The organism is Tenacibaculum sp. SDUM215027 (assembly GCF_050566205.1).
Classification (GTDB): domain Bacteria; phylum Bacteroidota; class Bacteroidia; order Flavobacteriales; family Flavobacteriaceae; genus Polaribacter.
The window spans coordinates 346,298-362,514 of sequence record NZ_JBNXUE010000002.1; the positions used below are offsets into that span (position 1 = coordinate 346,298).

A 16,217-nucleotide genomic window follows, 5' to 3' on the forward strand; every position below is an offset into this window, starting at 1 on the left:
GTAAATAATCGTGGCTAAATTTTGTTTATTCTCTTTTTAATATTTTTTATTCTTTGTATATAGTACTCATCATCACTAATTTCAAATGCCTTAGTAGCAAATTTTAAGGCATTATTATAATCATTACTTCTTTCATAAAAGTCAACCATAGAATTATAAGAGGTTGCATTATTGGGGTAAAACTTTATAGCAAATTCAAAAAACATCTTAGCTTTTTTCAAGTCTCCTATGTCCATACTCATATGCCCAAGAGCATCAAAAAGATCTTCTGGGTACGGAGGAACGATATATCCAAAATGAGATTCAAGCTTTTTTGCACGATAATTAACAAATTTGGATAATTCTTCTTTGGTGGTATTTGTAGAATTGAATTTGTTTGTATTTTCCATTTGATACCACTTAAAATTAAATATCAAACCATCCATAATAGACGGAAACGGTATGGTACCGTGCAAATCATTAGGGTAGAAATTCCATTTGTACGCTAGCCCATTTTTACTATGATGTTTTACCATATTTGAAAAGGCAATGTTAGCCCTAGCAAATAATGTTAACTCAGAAGTATCTTGCATTACATTTTCTATATTAATAATAGGATTTTGTGGATGCAATTGTCCATTTAAAGACATAAATAAGGATTTACCATTATAGGTCTTTTTAGAAAATATTTCTTGTGCATCTGATAATAATTTCTGATTGTCCCAATCTAGACTTGGGTCAATAGCAAGATAATTGGTGAAAAGATCTGGGGTATTAAGTAAAGTATACATAACGAACAAACCTCCATAAGAATGACCAATTAAAGTTCTGAAATGAGTAACTGGGTATTTACTTTCTACAAAAGGGATTAGTTCACTACCTATAAATTTATTAAAATTATGAGCTTCCCCATTTTCTTCAGTAAAAGGCATACCATATTTTTTGTCAATTTTAGAAGTGGTTAAGTCTCTTGTTCTATTGGTGGCATTTGAAATACCAATTAGAATCATTTCAGGAGTAAAACCACCACTGTAATATCTTTGTACATCATTTACAGTAGGAAGAAATACTCCACCATCTAAAATGTAAACAACAGGATACTTTTTTTTAGGGTTGTAATTTCCTGGTAGTTGAACGTAAAACTTTCTGTATTCCTTTAGCGTTTTTGAATAAATACTATCTATAGTACCAATTTTTTGTAAAAACTTATTTTCATTTTTGGATTGACTCACTATAGATTGTTGCAAGAAAAAAATCAATCCAATTATAGATGCTATCTGTATTTTATTCATAAGGAATGTTTAATTGAAATAAGTGTTAAATATAGCTTACTTAATAGTAAAAAATAAATGTAAATGGATTTTATTAAAATTAAAAACGGTTCAAGTGAAAACTTGAACCGTTCTGGAGTATAATTATGCTACATGCGTAAAAATCTTAGCTACAATTTTCCAATTACCTTCTGTTTTAGTTAGAGAAAGATAATCATAATAGTTATACCCTAACATAGGAACGTGTAGTTTAGCCATAGCAATGTTACCCATAATATCAATTCCTACAATTTTCATGTTAAAAGATTCCTTCAAATCATTCGGACTTTGTCTGTTAGCAACTCCTTCAATATAGGCTTCAGCACTTTTAAAATAGTCAGTCCCTTTAATATCTCCGTAAATAGGAGTATTGTTGTGAAAGCAAGTTTGAAGCTTTTGTGTATCTCCATAAAAAATACCCTCAAAGTAGTTGGTAATTAAACGTTCTATTCCTTTTATGTTTTTTGTGTACATGTTTTCAGCTTTAAATAGCGTGTCCAACGGTATGTCCGCCTGCTACATTAATCGTTTCCCCAGTAACAAAATTTGAAAAAGCTAAATAGTAAGTAGCTTCAGCAATATCATTTACCTCGCCAATACGGTTTAATAAGTGTAATCCTGCTAAACTATCAGCATCTTCAATACCTATTTTACTTTGCAACGGACTTCTAATAATTCCCGGAGCGATGGTATTTACTTTAATATTGTCGTTACCAAACTCAGCAGCTAGCTGTCTGGTTAAGGTATGAATGGCACCTTTACTCATTAAAGGAGCGGTTGCAGGGAATCCAGCGATAGCATGATCTACCAACACAGTTCCTATATTTATAATAGCACCGTTTTGTTGCGCTACCATACTAGGAATAACAGCTTGAGAAGCAAAGTAAGTTCCTTTTAAATTCACATTCCAATACAACTCTAAATCACTTTCTTCAACCTCTAAAAAAGGCTTTGGAGCAAAGATTCCAGCATTGTTAATTAACACATCTATAGCGTTAAATTTTTCCAAAGCCAAGGCTACTAATTGCTTACTTGTTTCCTGTTTGCTAATATCACCAACAAGAAGCGCAGCATTTATTGGACTTCCTAATTCTTTATAAGCTCTTTGCAAGTTTTCTTCGCTAGAAGCATTCATTACCACATTGCATCCTTTTTCTATAAAAAGTTTTGCGATTTCTTTACCAATACCTGTTGAGGCTCCTGTTATAATTGCAGTTTTATTTTTCATTTTCTTTATTTTTTAGTCCCTAAATATTGTTTACCATCATGTCCCCAATTACCTAAAGGAACTTCTTCAATTACAATATGGGTAGTTGCAGGATTTTTCTGAAGCACATCAACTAAAAGCTGTGTAGTTCCTTCAATAAGTTGACGTTTTTGTTCTTGGGTTACTTGTTCGTCAGTAATCTTAATGTTTACAAAAGGCATAATAATATGTTTTAAAATTATACTACAAAGTTGCGATGCATGCACAACTTTACACAGGAGCTATGTCACACCTTTAAAGTGATGTAGATCACACACAGACGATAAGATGAAGAAATAAGACTAAGAGTTGAGTCTACTAAGGGTTTCTCTTGTTACCCCTAAATAAGCAGCAATCATTTTTTTAGGAACGCGTTGAAAAAGGGTAGGGTATTGTTCTAAAAGTTGGTCATATCGTTCTTTTGCAGAATTTTGTAAGAGCGATACAATTCTTTTTTGAAGAGCTATTCTACCCATTTTACTCTTTTTAGCCCAAAAACGTTCCATTTTATGCATGGTAGCAGTAAGTTTATCACGGTTTTCATAAGTGATATACAATAACTCACAGTCTTCTATACAGTCAATACCCGTTTTAGAAGGTAGTTGTTTTACGAACGATTCATAATCGGTAATCCACCAGTTCTCCATAGCAAACTGAAGAATATGTTCTTTACCGCTATCTTCAATAAAATAACTTTTTACACAACCTTTAACCACCCAATATTCTTTATTGGCAGTTTCGCCTTCTTGCAGTAAGTATTGATGTTTACGCTTAGTAACAGGCTGAAAAAAACTTAAAATGTATGTAAACTCCTCATCGGTAAGAGGAATAATTTCTTCAATATGCTGTCGTAAAGGATGTGTCATTTAATAAAGAGTATGCTATTTTCTTTTTATTGTATGCAAATATACTTGTAAAGTAAGTAGTATTTAGAAAATGTTTTTACATACCGTCATTAGGAGGAGGGATTTATTTAGAGCCCTAAACTTAAAGGTTGCCACGTTTCACTCATAATGACGTCATAAAGAGAAGTTTTTCCTCAAAGATTATTGTTGGTATTCTTTTTCCTGATAAAAAGAAACAAAAATCAAGACTTACAATAAAATCGTAAGAAAATACTACGACATCCTCCACTGATAAAAAGAATTGTTCGTGTTATCTTTATTTTTTTATCAAAGAACTCACGAATCTAACGATTTCGCTATCGCTCAAACAGCTTTTTATCTTACATCCATTGCTGCTGTCTTGATTTTCAAAGATTTTTTTGTAGGTCACAAAACATACCGTTATTCCGAACGCTACTGAAACCAAGATATATTTTGATTGAAAGTATGTAGCAAAGCAACTGAGGAGGAATCTCACTCAAAAGTGTTACTCTTATTTTTTTATTGTAATCACTGTCAGTTCGAGTGATTTTTATTGAGTGATAACGAAATAAAAATTGTATCGAGAACAATTCGAACAGTTCTAAATTTATAACTCTAAACGTGAAGATTTCTCCCTCTGGTCGAAATGCCGTCACAACGAGGAGCGATAGCGACGTGGTTATCTCATTACTTAAAAGTCTATACTCTAACAGCGGAAGCGGTCTTTTTTTTTGATTCTAAACCAAGTGTTAACAAGGAATCTTATGAAAAATAGTAACACACAAGTACACACTCCGTAGCTTATTCGTACAAAGTGATTTAATGAAAAATATGCTGGTTTTTTTAACAGAAATATTGTAGGTTTGATACGTTGAAATTGCTAAGAATTACTTCAACAAAGAAAAAATATAACTAAAAATGATGCTATGAAATATAGAACTATGCTGTTGTTTAACAACAGAGAGATAGAAGTACTAACCTATAACTTTGGTTTTAATAGAAACATAAATGTTTCTGACCAACCCACAAGTTCCGCTAATTTTGGAGGCCTTGAAGTAGAGATAGAATCTAGTAGTAATACTGATATTGAAGAATGGGCTTGCAAAGAAAATGCTGTAGACCAACTAGAGTTAAAAATATACTATCCGTATTTAAAAGGAGGTTCTAAAACAATGACTTTCTTTGATTGCTACCTTAAAAAGTTTGAAACTATTTTTTCTAGTACAAACGATCAACCCATAAAAGACCGATTAATAATTACGTGCGCAGGGGTAAAAACACCTAACTCTTCGATAGAATATACAACACATTGGAGAAAAACACTATCCGGTACACAAAATGAAGTAACCAATAACGGTAGTACTGTTTCAAGTGATGGCACAAACTTTAGTGTAATCCCAAAATTATCGTAATATGCCAAGTTTTGTCCCCCTAGGAATTGCTGATTACAGCGGAAATAATGAAAGAGGCTTTGTACAATTTACTTACCAAATAGCCGATAATAACGCCAAAGAACTAACGCTACAAATTAGAGATGGAAGCTCGGTGATTTATGAAGAAAAAATAACTGAAGCTAACAAACTAAAACAAGGAGAACACATTTGGAAATGGGATGGGTTTGATAGCAGAGGAATTTTAGATACTGCTAAACTAACACAATACGAAAATTTAAATCTGTATACTATTGGCGTAGATAGTTCAAATAACTACAGCAGAAAAAAGTTAGATTTTAGTATGCGTTACGATGAGGTTAAATGGGTAGATGTAAAGATTGATAAAAACTCTAAAAGAATAGATGTTACACTACGTGTTAACCTAAAAGATGGAGGAGCAAAAGGAATAGAGTGTTATGAAAAAGATATTGACCCTGATCCAAAACTTAGAGTTCCAATGAAAGTATGTCCGTGGGATAAAATACCACAAGAAGATTTGATTACTGGTAAACCTCCTTTAACAGCACGTACAAGAAGTTTTGAAGATTTAGAAAGGTTGGCTTTAGAAGGCTTAAATTACCATTGGGGAAGAAACAGGAACCATTACGTAGCCAAAGATGTTGATATTGATGGAGAAAAATATGAAGTTTATGTAAACGCAATAAATACAACGGAGAAAACAATGGATGATGTTAGTTTAATCTTTAATACAAATGGTGATTGGATGCGCTCAGGAAACCCAGGAACTGTGGAAGACCCTATTTCTTTTGTAGGAAATATTGTTTCTAGAGAAGCTGTATGCTATAATGTAGGGTATATTTATGAGTATTTTTATTTAGAAAATTGGGATTATCAAACTTTAGCTAATGAAGATAATGAGTTTAGGGAGACATCTGCACATGAAATAGGACACACTATTTTAAAAGCATATGGAGGAACTTTTTATAGCTATGGTCATAAAGGAAGCGTAAATACTATTACTCAAAAACAAAAATCATCAGCCCCAGCTTACCCAGTTTCTGGAGAAATTGATATTATGCCATATTTGAAAAAGAATAAATATGGAGGAAAACGAAGACAACCTAACATATATAAAAGACTTGTAGCTTCAGAAAAAGATGTGTTAAGTTTACTTTGGTTAACTAAATTAAAATTGAAATGAGAAAGCTGTTTTTAATAATTTTATTGATTGTAATAACTCAATCTTGTTCAACAAAATATCACGGTTATGTTTATGATTTTGATAAAGAAACTCCTTTAAATAAAGTGAAAGTTTATTATAAAGATTCTACAGATTTTGTTCTTAGTAATAAAGAAGGATATTTTGAGGTAAAAAAAAGCGCTACAATAAAATACCTTCTCTTTGAAAAAGAAAATTATCGAAGATTTAGTTTAAGTACATTCGATAGACAAAATGAATTTATAAAAGAACAACCATTTGGAGATACTATCTATTTAATATCAAAAAATAGTAAACATAGAAGACCTCAAATAGCATTACCTATTAAAAACTAAAAAATGAGGCTTTGTTACTTACTAATAATGACGTTTATTTTAAACTCATGTTCATCAAGAATAGAAAGACCCGAAATTAAAGGAACACTATACGATTCTTTAACATACAAACCAATTAAAGGTGTATTAATACAGATTGATGATGAACAGATAAAGTCCGATAACCAAGGAAAGTTTACCATACAGAGAGTAAAGAAAAGAGTGATGTTTAATTTTGAAGGAGGGCGTGTTCCTTTATTTTATTCAATTGAATTAAAACATCCAAAATACAAGAGTATCAAAATTGAAAAAGGAACAAGAGGGAGTTTTGGAGAAGAAACAATATTGTATGATTCAATCTTCCTAAAACCACTTGAAAAGTAAGTGTATTCTACACATGTTATGCAGCTAAAATGAAAAACGTATTATTACTAACATTATTACTTTTAACAGTTTCTTGCAAACAAGAGCTATGTGATTGTTATCACGGCTATGTATTTGATGAAAATAAAAAGCCAATAGATAATGTAAAAGTTTATGAAGAAGCAGCGTTGTCAAATTCTACATACACAAATAAAGAAGGATATTTTAAACTAGATAGAGATTCATTTACAGCAAATTTAATTTTTAAAAAAGAAGGATTTGAAATAGATACTATAAGCCCTTATATAGAGTTTAGAGGGGGTGATAAAATAATCTTTATAACTAAAAAGTCAGACACTTTATTTATGAAGAGAAAAGAATAAAATGAGAAAACTTCTATTCATATTTTTCATGGCTTTATTACTATCCTGTAAAGAAAAAAGACTTTTTTATCACGGGGTTGTTTTAGATGAAAATAATGGACCTTTACCAAATGTAAAAGTAAAAGAATTGGACTTTAATAATTCAACATTATCTGATTCAAAAGGGTATTTCAAATTAAAAAAAGACATCAACTTTATCTCTAAATTATCCTTTTCCAAAAAAGGCTATAAAACTCAAAAGGTAAGAACAGTTTGGACTCATAGTGGTGAAGTAGTAGGGTACACATTTCTAAATAAAAAAGCAGATACTATAACTTTAAAGAAGAAAGCAATACTTCCTTTAGAAGACTAAGGTTAGGTTCTAATAAATAAAACATGGTAAAAATTTTCCTCATACTATTTGCACTAGGTTCTTTAATATTAATTCTTAGTTCTCGATTTAGAAAACAAAAGCTATATTTAAAAGTACTTATTTACCTCTCTTTTACTATTGTATCAGTTTTTACATTCTTTATAACAATTATATATTTATGGAATTCTAGCGAAGATTACCACCAACGAAGACATTTTATGGGGGTTTGGAATATACAAGTTTTAAGTACTACGGAAACACCGATAAAAAACGTTAAAGTAATTAACTTAAGAGAACCAACAGATACAATTATATCAGATATTGATGGAACTGTAAATCTATATGAGTTTAGAGAAGGCTTGGTAGTACTTCAGGCAGAAGGTTATATTCCAGACACTATAAATGTAGCTGAAATGCCAAGTACAAAGGTGTATTTAAATAAGTTAAAATAAGTATCTTTTTATCAAGAAAAAGAATATAAAAATCCTTTTTATCGTTATCAATCTCAATGACGTAAACCTATATAATAGTATACCGTCATCTCAACGATAGCGAGGAATCTCACTCCAAAGTATTACCCTTATTCTTTTATTATAATCACTGTCAGTTCGAGTGATTTTTATTGAGTGATAACGAAGTAAAAATTGTATCGAGAACTATTCGAATAGTTCTAAACTTAGAACTCCAAACAAAAAGATTACCATCCTTTATTCATAATGACTATATGTTTTATGACCTTCAAGAAAATCTTTGAAAATCAAGACAGCAGCGATGGATGTAAGATAAAAAGCTGTTTGAGCAATAGCGAGTTCTTTTTATCAGTGGAAGATGTCGTAGTATTTTCTCACGATTTTATTGTAAGTCTTGATTTTTGTTTCTTTTTATCAAGAAAAAGAATACCAACTATAATCTTAAGAATGTTTGTTGCTCTTTTTAATAAGATTTAGCTACGCTGAACCTTACGGTTTCTCTTTATCGTTCGGAATGACGATTGTTTTTTAGTATTTACCACTAACCACTAACCACTAACCACTAACCACTAACCACTAACCACTAACCACTAACCACTAACCATTAACCATTAACCACTAACCAAGCTTCTCACGTATTTTATCCAAACACAAATTATCTATACTACCTACATGCGTATGTTTTTTAGAAGTATCAGGTGTATATGTACCGTTGACAACTTCGCCACCAATTTTTTGGTAAGCCTCTCTAAAACTCATTCCATTTTCAACCAAAGTATTCATATTATCTACCGTAAATAAGTATTTATACTTTTCATCCTGTAGGTTAATATCCTTCACAATAACTTGCTGAATAGCATAATTAAAAATATCCAACACATCTTTTAGCTCCTCAAAAGCATTGATGATATTTTCTTTCAATAACTGATAATCTCTATGATATCCACTCGGTAAATTGTTAGTAATTAACAAGGTTTCGGTATACAACGCTTGAATTTTATTACACTTACCTCTAATGAGTTCAAACACATCAGGATTCTTTTTATGAGGCATAATACTACTACCTGTAGTTAATTCATCAGGAAAAGAAATAAAATCAAAATTCTGACTCATGTATAGGCAGATATCCATCGCAAAACGAGCTAAGGTGTTACTCACGCTTCCCAATGCCATCGTAAGTGTACGCTCACTTTTTCCTCTACTCATTTGTGCTGCTACCACATTATATTTTAAGGTCGAAAAACCTAGTTCTTTTGTGGTCAATTCTCTATCAATAGGAAATGAGCTGCCATATCCAGCCGCAGAACCTAACGGATTTTGATCTACCGTTTTTAGCGCTGCATCCACCATGTACAAATCGTCAATTAATAATTCAGCATAAGCAGAAAACCATAACCCGAATGAAGAAGGCATTGCCACTTGTAAGTGGGTGTACCCAGGTAATAACTTGGTTTTATGTTCTTCCGCCAACTGTAGTAATGTATTGAAAAGTGTTTTCGTTTTATCAGAAATCAACTGTAAATTGTCTTTATAATACAACTGTAACGCCACTAATACTTGGTCGTTTCTTGAACGTGCTGTGTGTATCTTTTTACCAACCTCACCATACATGTTGGTTAATTCAAACTCAATTTTAGAATGTACATCTTCAAACTGAGCGTCAATTACAAAAGTGCCGTCTGTTAGTTGTTGTTCTAACGTTTGTATACCGGTGGTTACTTGCGCTAATTCTTCCGAAGTAATAATACCGATGGAAGCCAGCATTTTTGCATGCGCTAGTGATGCTTGTAAATCATACGGTGCAATATGTATATCTATTTCTCTGTCGTTCCCAACAGTGAAATGTTCTATTTTTTTATCGATGGATAATCCTTTGTCCCAAAGTTTCATGTTTTTATGTTTTTTAATTAGTACTGAGTATTGAGAAGTTAGTATTGAGTGTTAAACACTATAACTAACAAAATTCTCATTGTTTGTTTGTCACCTCGAACGTATGTGAGAGGTCTCAAACTTATGAGTTACTCTTTTTAATGAGATTTAGCTACGCTGAACCTTACGGTTTCTCTCTATCGTTCGGAATGACGGTTGTTTTTAGAGCCAAGAGAATAGACCGCTTCGCTGTTAGAGTAAAGACTTGTTTATAGGTCTTTGTTCTATTCTCTTTTTTCTATATTCTTTTTATCATCTAGTGTCACTTCGAGTAAAATTATTGAAATGAAATAAAAATAATTTTGTATCGAGAAGTTTTCGAATAGTTCTCGATACAATTTTTACTTCGCTATCACTCAATAAAAATCACTTGAACTGACATGTGTATAGTAGCTAATTCTTAACTCCTTTTAATACTTTCTCTAATAATTGAATATACAACTCAATCCCTTCCTCAATTTCTTGAAGGTAAATAAACTCATCAGCGGTGTGTGAGCGGGTGCTATCACCAGGGCCTAATTTTAAGGACGGACAACTCAACACAGCTTGGTCAGATAGGGTAGGAGAACCATAGGTTTTTCTTCCTAAAGCCAACCCTGCTTGTACCAATGGATGCTCTTTTGGTATTGACGATGAATTTAAATTCAAACTTCTTGGTTGTATTTTACAAGGTGCGTTTTGCTGTAAATAATCGCTAACTTCTTGATTGGTGTATTTATCGTTTACACGAACATCTACCACTAATTTTACTTCGGAAGGAACAGCGTTGTGCTGTTTCCCCGCATTAATTTGCGTTACAGTTAACTTAACTTCACCCAAGGTTTCAGAAGTTTTTTCAAACGACACTTCTTTAAGCCACTGTAATACTTCAATGGTGTTATAAATAGCATTATCGTGGTTCGGATGTGCTGCATGACTCGGTGTACCTACAATCTCAGCATCAAAAACGACCAAGCCTTTTTCGGCAATAGCTAATTGCATTAGGGTAGGTTCTCCCACAATGGCTACATCAATATTCGGTAAGGTTTTTAATAATCCGTTTAAACCGTTAGGGCCGCTGCTTTCTTCTTCAGCAGTTCCTGCAAATACTAAATTATATTCTAACTTTTCTTTTTGGTAGAAATAGGTATAGGTTGCTAAAAGTGAAACCAAACAGCCACCAGCATCGTTACTTCCTAATCCGTAGAATTTTCCTTCTTCCACAATCGCTTTAAACGGATCTTTGGTATAGCCGTTATTAGGTTTTACGGTATCGTGGTGAGAGTTTAGTAACAGCGTAGGTTTGCTATCATCAAAATGTTTGTTTACCGACCATACATTGTTCTGTGTTCTGGTATACGGAATATCAAATTCTTGAAACCAGTTTTCTAATAGTAGGGCAGTAGCATCTTCCTCCGAAGAAAAAGAAGGGGTTTCTATTAAGTTTTTTAATAGGCTGATAGCTTTTGTAGTGAGTCTTTGTATCATGATAGTTGTAATGAGGTGTGTTTGTTTTTTGAGTTGAATACCATAGCTGTATTGCCTATGTGTACTTTTTGAACGTTATTTTTTAGGGCGTGAAAGCAGTTGTCTAGTTTAGGAAGCATTCCTTCAAAAATGACTCCGTCAGTTTTTAGTTGAACATAGGTTTCTAACGTGATTTGTTCAATAACAGAAGTATCATCAGAAACATCACTTAATACTCCTGGTTTTTCAAAACAGTAGTACAATTCTGTATTAAAATCAGTAGATAACCCTATAGCTAATTCAGCAGCAATAGTATCGGCATTGGTGTTGAGTAATTGTCCGTTTGCATCGTGCGTAATTGCACAAAACACTGGAGTTACTTCGTTATTAATTAATACCGTTACTACTTGCGGATTTACGGTAACAACGTCGCCAGCAAATCCGTAATCTATAGGTTCAGCAGGACGTTTGGTTGATACAATGGTGTTTCCGTCAGCCCCTGTAAATCCTACAGTATTTGCATTGTTTGCTTGTAATTGCGCAACAATTTGCTTGTTAATTTTACCTGCATATACCATAGTAATTAAATCTAAAGTTTGCGTATCGGTTACACGTCTGCCATCAATCATCGTTACAGGAATATTCAATTGTTTAGCCAATTCAGAAGCTAATTTTCCACCACCGTGTACTAATACTTTAGGTCCTTTTAACTGAGCGAAATCAGCTAAGAAGCTATGTAGGGCTGTCTCATCATTAATAATGTTTCCGCCTATTTTAACAATCTTTATGGTTTTCATTTGTCAATTATCTTTTAATTTAATGTCACGTCGAGTGATTTTTCGTACTGAAAGGAAGAAAAATTGTATCGAGACGTTTTCAAGTAGTTCTCGATACATTTCCCTGTGGTCGACACTCGAACTGATAAGTCAAAATTTAAATTCAACTTAAATGAGTTAAAATCTCTTTTAATACTATTTGCGCAGCATAGGTTCTGTTGTTGGCTTGTTCAATAACAAGAGAATTGTCACCATCTAAAACAGCGTCTTCTGCTACTACATTTCTTCTAATAGGCAAACAGTGCATAAACTTAGCATTGCCTAGTTTTTCTTTGGTAACCATCCAGTTTGGGTCTTCATTTAGTATGTTACCATACTCATTAAAAGAACTCCAGTTTTTGGCATAGATAAAGTCGGCATTTTCAAAAGCTTTCTCTTGATCGTATTCTATAGGGAATCCTTTCGTAATTTCAGAATCTAACTCGTACCCTTCAGGATGCGTTATAACAAACTCTACATCCATGTTATGCATGAGGTGTACAAAAGCATTGGCAACCGAATGTGGTAAAGCTTTCGGGTGTGGAGCCCAAGACAACACAACTTTAGGTTTGTCAACTTTTTTAGTTTCCGTAATAGTAATCGCATCTGCGAAGGCTTGCAACGGATGGTCAGTAGCGCTTTCCATATTAATAACAGGTACCGTAGCGTATTTTACAAAACTGTTGAGTACAATTTCAGAGGTGTCTTTTTCTTTGTCTTTCAACGTTGGAAAAGCTCTTACCGCAATCATATCAGCATATTGAGAAATTACCATGGCAGCTTCTTTAATATGCTCTGAAGTGCTTAAATTCATCACAGTACCATCTTCAAACTCCATATTCCAAGCATTGGTAATGTTTAACACGCTTACCTCCATACCTAAATTTTTAGCTGCTTTTTCGGTGCTTAACCTTGTACGTAAACTAGCATTGAAAAAAAGCATGACTAAGGTTTTATGTTGTCCTAAATCATTAAACTGATAGGGATTTTCTTTTAATTGAATTGCCTTTTGAATGGTATCTGAAAGGTTTTTAATGTCTTTTAGGCTGGTGTATTTTTTCATGACAGTTCCTTTTTTAAAGCTTCAAAAAACATATTAATATGTTGCTTTTGAATGGTTAATGGGGGAAGAATTCTTAATAAGTTAGGATTCTTAGCGCTCCCTGTGAAAATGTGATGTTTGAATATTAGGTTCTTTCTTAGCTCAGTAATAGGAAAATCGAATTCTAACCCTAACATTAAACCTCTTCCTTTTACAGTTGTTATCTGCGGAATAGAAGCTGCTTGTTCCATAAAATACGCAGCAATTTGCTGTGCATTTTCCATCAGATGCTCTTTTTTAATGGTTTCAATAACTGCTAAGGAAGCAGCACAGGCTAAGTGATTTCCGCCAAATGTAGTTCCTAGTAAACCGTAAGAAGCCTCAATACTTGGATGGATTAAGATTCCCCCAATAGGGAATCCATTCCCCATTCCTTTTGCCATAGAAATGATATGCGGAGTAATGCCGTGTTTTTGAAAAGCAAAGAAATCACCCGTTCTACCAAATCCGCACTGAATTTCATCAGCAATAAGTAAGGTGTTGTATTGCTTGCATAGTTTTTCTAACCCTTGGTAAAAAGTAGTTGATGCTTCGTCCAATCCACCAATACCTTGAATAGGTTCTATAATAATAGCACAAACATCGTTGCCTTGTAAAGCTTTTTCAACACTTGCTAAATCCTCAAACTCTAAAAAGATAACTTCTTGCTGCGCATTGATAGGCGCTACAATCTTAGGATTGTCGGTTGCTGCTACCGCAGCAGAAGTACGTCCGTGAAACGAATTTTTAAAAGCAATTACTTTTTTCTTATCGGTATGAAAAGACGCTAGTTTTAAGGCATTTTCATTGGCTTCAGCTCCCGAATTACATAAGAATAACTGATAATCTTTACAACCCGATATATTTTCTAGTTGTGAAGCTAATTCCACTTGTAAAGGATTCTGAATAGCGTTGCTATAAAACCCTAGTTTGCTTACTTGCTCGCTAATGTTTTTTACATAGGCAGGGTGTGAGTGCCCGATAGAAATTACGGCATGACCTCCGTATAAATCTAAATACTCTGTGCCATTATCGTCGTATACATATACATCGTTGGCGGTTACTGGGGTTATATCAAATAGAGGATATACGTTAAATAAACTCATTATGGTGTCGTTTTTATGGTGTTAATTTTATTAAAAGAGGCAACCATTCCTTGTATAAGAGCCGCGCTTAATCCTTTGTGTTCCATTTCGTTCAAACCTTCAATGGTACAGCCTTTTGGAGTGGTAACTTTATCGATTTCTTCTTCAGGATGATTTTGGGTAGCTATGAGTAGGTTGGCAGCACCTTCACTAGTATGCATAGCGAGTTCTTGTGCTTCTTTCGCATCAAAACCTAATTGAATAGCGGCTTGTGTAGTTGCCCGTATTAAACGCATCCAGAAAGCAATTCCACTAGCACATATTACGGTGGCTGCTTGCATTTGATCTTCAGGAATAATCATTGAAGTTCCTAGTTGATTAAAAATCGTTGTAGCAATTTCTAATTGCTCTTTTTCTTCAGTATTAGAAGATAAACAGGTCATTGATTTCCCAACGGCAATAGCAGTATTTGGCATGGCTCTGATGATAAAAGTATCAGTCCCGATGAGGCTTTCTATTTTTTGAATAGAAAAACCAGCAACTGTAGAAATCACAATATGATTGTCCGATAACAACGGAGCAGTTTCTTTTAAAAGAGCTTCTAAATGTGTTGGTTGTACAGCAAAAATTAATACATCAGATGCTGTGATTGCTTCCTTGTTATTAGAACTAATGAAAATGTTGGGTACCTCTTTAAATTCATTAAGTTCTTCAATGTTTCTCTTGGTTAAGAAAAGTTGAGAAAACGAATTGTTTTGTGTCAATCCTTTAGCGATTGATTTTCCTAAGTTACCTGTTCCTAAAATTGCTATTTTCATCTGTAAAGCTTTGATTATTTGTGTTGTTGTTTCTTTTATTTATCTCTTTGTGAGGGTTAGAAATAAGTTGCTTTTAACTGTAAACCCGTATCTTCTTTAAACCCAGACATCAGGTTCATGTTTTGGACTGCTTGCCCAGAAGCTCCTTTTAATAAATTATCTATAATGCTTGTTGTCAGTAGTTTATCTCCATGTTTATGCAAATGAATTAAACACTTATTGGTGTTTACTACCTGTTTTAAGTGTAGTTCATTATCAGCTATGTGTGTAAAAACAGCACCTTTATAGTAGTCTGAATACAGTTGTTGAGCTTCTTTTAAACTCCCTTCAAAATGAGTATATAGAGAAGCGTAAATACCTCTGGAAAAATCTCCTCTGTTAGGAAGAAATAATACTTCTGAATCAAAACTAGATTGAAGCGTATGCAAGGTCTGATTGATTTCTCCTAAATGCTGATGTGTAAAAGGTTTGTAGTAAGAAAAATTGTTATCTCTCCATGTAAAATGAGTAGTTGCTGATAGTGAAGTTCCTGCACCAGTAGCGCCAGTAACTGCATTGACATGTACATCGTTTTGTAATAAACCTGCATCTGCCAGTGGAAGCAATCCTAATTGAATAGCCGTAGCAAAACAACCTGGATTTGCAATATAAGAAGCGTTTTGTATTGTTTCTTTTTGAAATTCAGGCAAACCATACACAAACTTTTTTCCTTGAAAAGTACTGTTTGCTTCCAATCTGAAATCATTTCCTAAATCAATAATTTTTGTATGACTAGAAAAGGTATGTGCTTCTAAAAACTTTTTAGAGTTTCCATGTCCTAAACATAAGAATAATACATCTACTAAAGCATTTATTTTATTGGTGAATGTTAAATCGGTACTCCCCACTAAATCCTGATGGATATTCGCTATTTTGTTACCCGCATTTGAGGTACTATACACAAAATTGATAGTAGTTTCAGGATGCTGTAGTAAAAGTCTTATTAACTCACCAGCTGTGTATCCTGCACCACCTATAATTCCTACTTGTATCATATTGTTTGTTGTTTTAAATAGTATAATCAGTTTCCATTTATAAGATCATCACGTCGTTATCACTCCTCATGATGACGGTTTTGTCATTGCGAGTCTTTCGACTGTCGCTCAAG

The 16,217-nt window shown here is 33.3% G+C and carries 19 protein-coding genes; 7 read left to right on the top strand and 12 right to left on the bottom strand.

Annotated elements, in window-relative coordinates; all coding sequences use genetic code 11:
* Window positions 1–14: 14 nt before the first annotated feature.
* From ACQYZ7_RS07805 to ACQYZ7_RS07825, 5 genes are all read right to left on the bottom strand, one after another.
* Window positions 15–1,271 carry an alpha/beta hydrolase-fold protein gene (locus tag ACQYZ7_RS07805; RefSeq protein WP_430729208.1) on the bottom strand — a complete coding sequence of 419 codons (1,257 nt, stop codon included), beginning with the start codon at window positions 1,269–1,271 and terminating at the stop codon, window positions 15–17.
* 123 nt (window positions 1,272–1,394) lie between these two features.
* The gene (locus ACQYZ7_RS07810; RefSeq protein WP_430729209.1) at window positions 1,395–1,763 is read right to left on the bottom strand and encodes a nuclear transport factor 2 family protein; all 369 of its coding nucleotides are present in this window, start codon (window positions 1,761–1,763) and stop codon (window positions 1,395–1,397) included.
* Between the two features lie 10 nt (window positions 1,764–1,773).
* Window positions 1,774–2,517, bottom strand: coding sequence for an SDR family NAD(P)-dependent oxidoreductase (locus ACQYZ7_RS07815; protein WP_430729210.1), 744 nt, complete (start codon window positions 2,515–2,517; stop codon window positions 1,774–1,776).
* 5 nt (window positions 2,518–2,522) lie between these two features.
* A complete protein-coding gene (locus ACQYZ7_RS07820) occupies window positions 2,523–2,717 on the bottom strand; it encodes a tautomerase family protein (protein ID WP_430729211.1) in 195 nt (64 codons plus the stop codon).
* Window positions 2,718–2,837: 120 nt separating this feature from the next.
* Window positions 2,838–3,401, bottom strand: coding sequence for a Crp/Fnr family transcriptional regulator (locus ACQYZ7_RS07825; protein ID WP_430729212.1), 564 nt, complete (start codon window positions 3,399–3,401; stop codon window positions 2,838–2,840).
* A gap of 926 nt (window positions 3,402–4,327) precedes the next feature.
* Between ACQYZ7_RS07825 and tssD the strand changes: the two genes are divergently transcribed.
* Genes tssD through ACQYZ7_RS07860 form a run of 7 tightly spaced genes read left to right on the top strand, consistent with a single transcriptional unit; the run spans window position 4,328 to window position 7,878 of the window.
* A complete protein-coding gene (tssD, locus tag ACQYZ7_RS07830; RefSeq protein WP_430729213.1) occupies window positions 4,328–4,813 on the top strand; it encodes a type VI secretion system tube protein TssD in 486 nt (161 codons plus the stop codon).
* A gap of 1 nt (window position 4,814) precedes the next feature.
* The gene (locus ACQYZ7_RS07835; protein WP_430729214.1) at window positions 4,815–5,996 is read left to right on the top strand and encodes a hypothetical protein; all 1,182 of its coding nucleotides are present in this window, start codon (window positions 4,815–4,817) and stop codon (window positions 5,994–5,996) included.
* Window positions 5,993–6,349 carry a hypothetical protein gene (locus ACQYZ7_RS07840; RefSeq protein WP_430729215.1) on the top strand — a complete coding sequence of 119 codons (357 nt, stop codon included), beginning with the start codon at window positions 5,993–5,995 and terminating at the stop codon, window positions 6,347–6,349. Before ACQYZ7_RS07835 ends, ACQYZ7_RS07840 begins: the two co-directional genes overlap by 4 nt.
* Window positions 6,350–6,376: 27 nt before the next feature.
* Window positions 6,377–6,712 carry a hypothetical protein gene (locus ACQYZ7_RS07845; RefSeq protein ID WP_430729216.1) on the top strand — a complete coding sequence of 112 codons (336 nt, stop codon included), beginning with the start codon at window positions 6,377–6,379 and terminating at the stop codon, window positions 6,710–6,712.
* A gap of 29 nt (window positions 6,713–6,741) precedes the next feature.
* On the top strand, window positions 6,742–7,074 hold the full coding sequence (locus ACQYZ7_RS07850; RefSeq protein ID WP_430729217.1) for a carboxypeptidase-like regulatory domain-containing protein: 333 nt from the start codon (window positions 6,742–6,744) through the stop codon (window positions 7,072–7,074).
* A 28-nt stretch (window positions 7,075–7,102) separates the two neighbouring features.
* The gene (locus tag ACQYZ7_RS07855) at window positions 7,103–7,426 is read left to right on the top strand and encodes a carboxypeptidase-like regulatory domain-containing protein (protein ID WP_430729218.1); all 324 of its coding nucleotides are present in this window, start codon (window positions 7,103–7,105) and stop codon (window positions 7,424–7,426) included.
* A 23-nt stretch (window positions 7,427–7,449) separates the two neighbouring features.
* The gene (locus tag ACQYZ7_RS07860) at window positions 7,450–7,878 is read left to right on the top strand and encodes a hypothetical protein (RefSeq protein WP_430729219.1); all 429 of its coding nucleotides are present in this window, start codon (window positions 7,450–7,452) and stop codon (window positions 7,876–7,878) included.
* A gap of 636 nt (window positions 7,879–8,514) precedes the next feature.
* Here ACQYZ7_RS07860 and argH read toward each other — a convergent pair.
* The 7 genes from argH to argC all read right to left on the bottom strand — a co-directional run bounded on the left by argH (window position 8,515) and on the right by argC (window position 16,104).
* A complete protein-coding gene (gene argH / locus ACQYZ7_RS07865) occupies window positions 8,515–9,786 on the bottom strand; it encodes an argininosuccinate lyase (RefSeq protein ID WP_430729220.1) in 1,272 nt (423 codons plus the stop codon).
* Between the two features lie 432 nt (window positions 9,787–10,218).
* Complete coding sequence (locus ACQYZ7_RS07870) at window positions 10,219–11,292, bottom strand: M20 family metallo-hydrolase (RefSeq protein ID WP_430729221.1); 1,074 nt, start codon at window positions 11,290–11,292, stop codon at window positions 10,219–10,221.
* Window positions 11,289–12,068: an acetylglutamate kinase gene (gene argB / locus ACQYZ7_RS07875; protein ID WP_430729222.1), complete on the bottom strand. Its 780-nt coding sequence runs from the start codon at window positions 12,066–12,068 to the stop codon at window positions 11,289–11,291. Before argB ends, ACQYZ7_RS07870 begins: the two co-directional genes overlap by 4 nt.
* A 142-nt stretch (window positions 12,069–12,210) precedes the next feature.
* The gene (locus ACQYZ7_RS07880; protein WP_430729223.1) at window positions 12,211–13,149 is read right to left on the bottom strand and encodes an acetylornithine carbamoyltransferase; all 939 of its coding nucleotides are present in this window, start codon (window positions 13,147–13,149) and stop codon (window positions 12,211–12,213) included.
* The gene (locus ACQYZ7_RS07885) at window positions 13,146–14,273 is read right to left on the bottom strand and encodes an aspartate aminotransferase family protein (RefSeq protein WP_430729224.1); all 1,128 of its coding nucleotides are present in this window, start codon (window positions 14,271–14,273) and stop codon (window positions 13,146–13,148) included. The genes ACQYZ7_RS07880 and ACQYZ7_RS07885 overlap by 4 nt, the downstream gene beginning before the upstream one ends.
* Window positions 14,273–15,070: a pyrroline-5-carboxylate reductase gene (gene proC / locus ACQYZ7_RS07890; RefSeq protein WP_430729225.1), complete on the bottom strand. Its 798-nt coding sequence runs from the start codon at window positions 15,068–15,070 to the stop codon at window positions 14,273–14,275. Before proC ends, ACQYZ7_RS07885 begins: the two co-directional genes overlap by 1 nt.
* Window positions 15,071–15,126: 56 nt before the next feature.
* The gene (gene argC / locus ACQYZ7_RS07895) at window positions 15,127–16,104 is read right to left on the bottom strand and encodes an N-acetyl-gamma-glutamyl-phosphate reductase (RefSeq protein WP_430729226.1); all 978 of its coding nucleotides are present in this window, start codon (window positions 16,102–16,104) and stop codon (window positions 15,127–15,129) included.
* Window positions 16,105–16,217: the final 113 nt, after the last annotated feature.

Excerpts from the sequence above, each read along its gene's own strand:
- ACQYZ7_RS07805 (WP_430729208.1), bottom strand. The coding sequence starts at position 1,271 with ATGAATAAAATACAGATAGCATCTATAATTGGATTGATTTTTTTCTTG.
- ACQYZ7_RS07810 (WP_430729209.1), bottom strand. The coding sequence starts at position 1,763 with ATGTACACAAAAAACATAAAAGGAATAGAACGTTTAATTACCAACTAC.
- ACQYZ7_RS07815 (WP_430729210.1), bottom strand. The coding sequence starts at position 2,517 with ATGAAAAATAAAACTGCAATTATAACAGGAGCCTCAACAGGTATTGGT.
- ACQYZ7_RS07820 (WP_430729211.1), bottom strand. The coding sequence starts at position 2,717 with ATGCCTTTTGTAAACATTAAGATTACTGACGAACAAGTAACCCAAGAA.
- ACQYZ7_RS07825 (WP_430729212.1), bottom strand. The coding sequence starts at position 3,401 with ATGACACATCCTTTACGACAGCATATTGAAGAAATTATTCCTCTTACC.
- tssD (WP_430729213.1), top strand. The coding sequence starts at position 4,328 with ATGAAATATAGAACTATGCTGTTGTTTAACAACAGAGAGATAGAAGTA.
- ACQYZ7_RS07835 (WP_430729214.1), top strand. The coding sequence starts at position 4,815 with ATGCCAAGTTTTGTCCCCCTAGGAATTGCTGATTACAGCGGAAATAAT.
- ACQYZ7_RS07840 (WP_430729215.1), top strand. The coding sequence starts at position 5,993 with ATGAGAAAGCTGTTTTTAATAATTTTATTGATTGTAATAACTCAATCT.
- ACQYZ7_RS07845 (WP_430729216.1), top strand. The coding sequence starts at position 6,377 with ATGACGTTTATTTTAAACTCATGTTCATCAAGAATAGAAAGACCCGAA.
- ACQYZ7_RS07850 (WP_430729217.1), top strand. The coding sequence starts at position 6,742 with ATGAAAAACGTATTATTACTAACATTATTACTTTTAACAGTTTCTTGC.
- ACQYZ7_RS07855 (WP_430729218.1), top strand. The coding sequence starts at position 7,103 with ATGGCTTTATTACTATCCTGTAAAGAAAAAAGACTTTTTTATCACGGG.
- ACQYZ7_RS07860 (WP_430729219.1), top strand. The coding sequence starts at position 7,450 with ATGGTAAAAATTTTCCTCATACTATTTGCACTAGGTTCTTTAATATTA.
- argH (WP_430729220.1), bottom strand. The coding sequence starts at position 9,786 with ATGAAACTTTGGGACAAAGGATTATCCATCGATAAAAAAATAGAACAT.
- ACQYZ7_RS07870 (WP_430729221.1), bottom strand. The coding sequence starts at position 11,292 with ATGATACAAAGACTCACTACAAAAGCTATCAGCCTATTAAAAAACTTA.
- argB (WP_430729222.1), bottom strand. The coding sequence starts at position 12,068 with ATGAAAACCATAAAGATTGTTAAAATAGGCGGAAACATTATTAATGAT.
- ACQYZ7_RS07880 (WP_430729223.1), bottom strand. The coding sequence starts at position 13,149 with ATGAAAAAATACACCAGCCTAAAAGACATTAAAAACCTTTCAGATACC.
- ACQYZ7_RS07885 (WP_430729224.1), bottom strand. The coding sequence starts at position 14,273 with ATGAGTTTATTTAACGTATATCCTCTATTTGATATAACCCCAGTAACC.
- proC (WP_430729225.1), bottom strand. The coding sequence starts at position 15,070 with ATGAAAATAGCAATTTTAGGAACAGGTAACTTAGGAAAATCAATCGCT.
- argC (WP_430729226.1), bottom strand. The coding sequence starts at position 16,104 with ATGATACAAGTAGGAATTATAGGTGGTGCAGGATACACAGCTGGTGAG.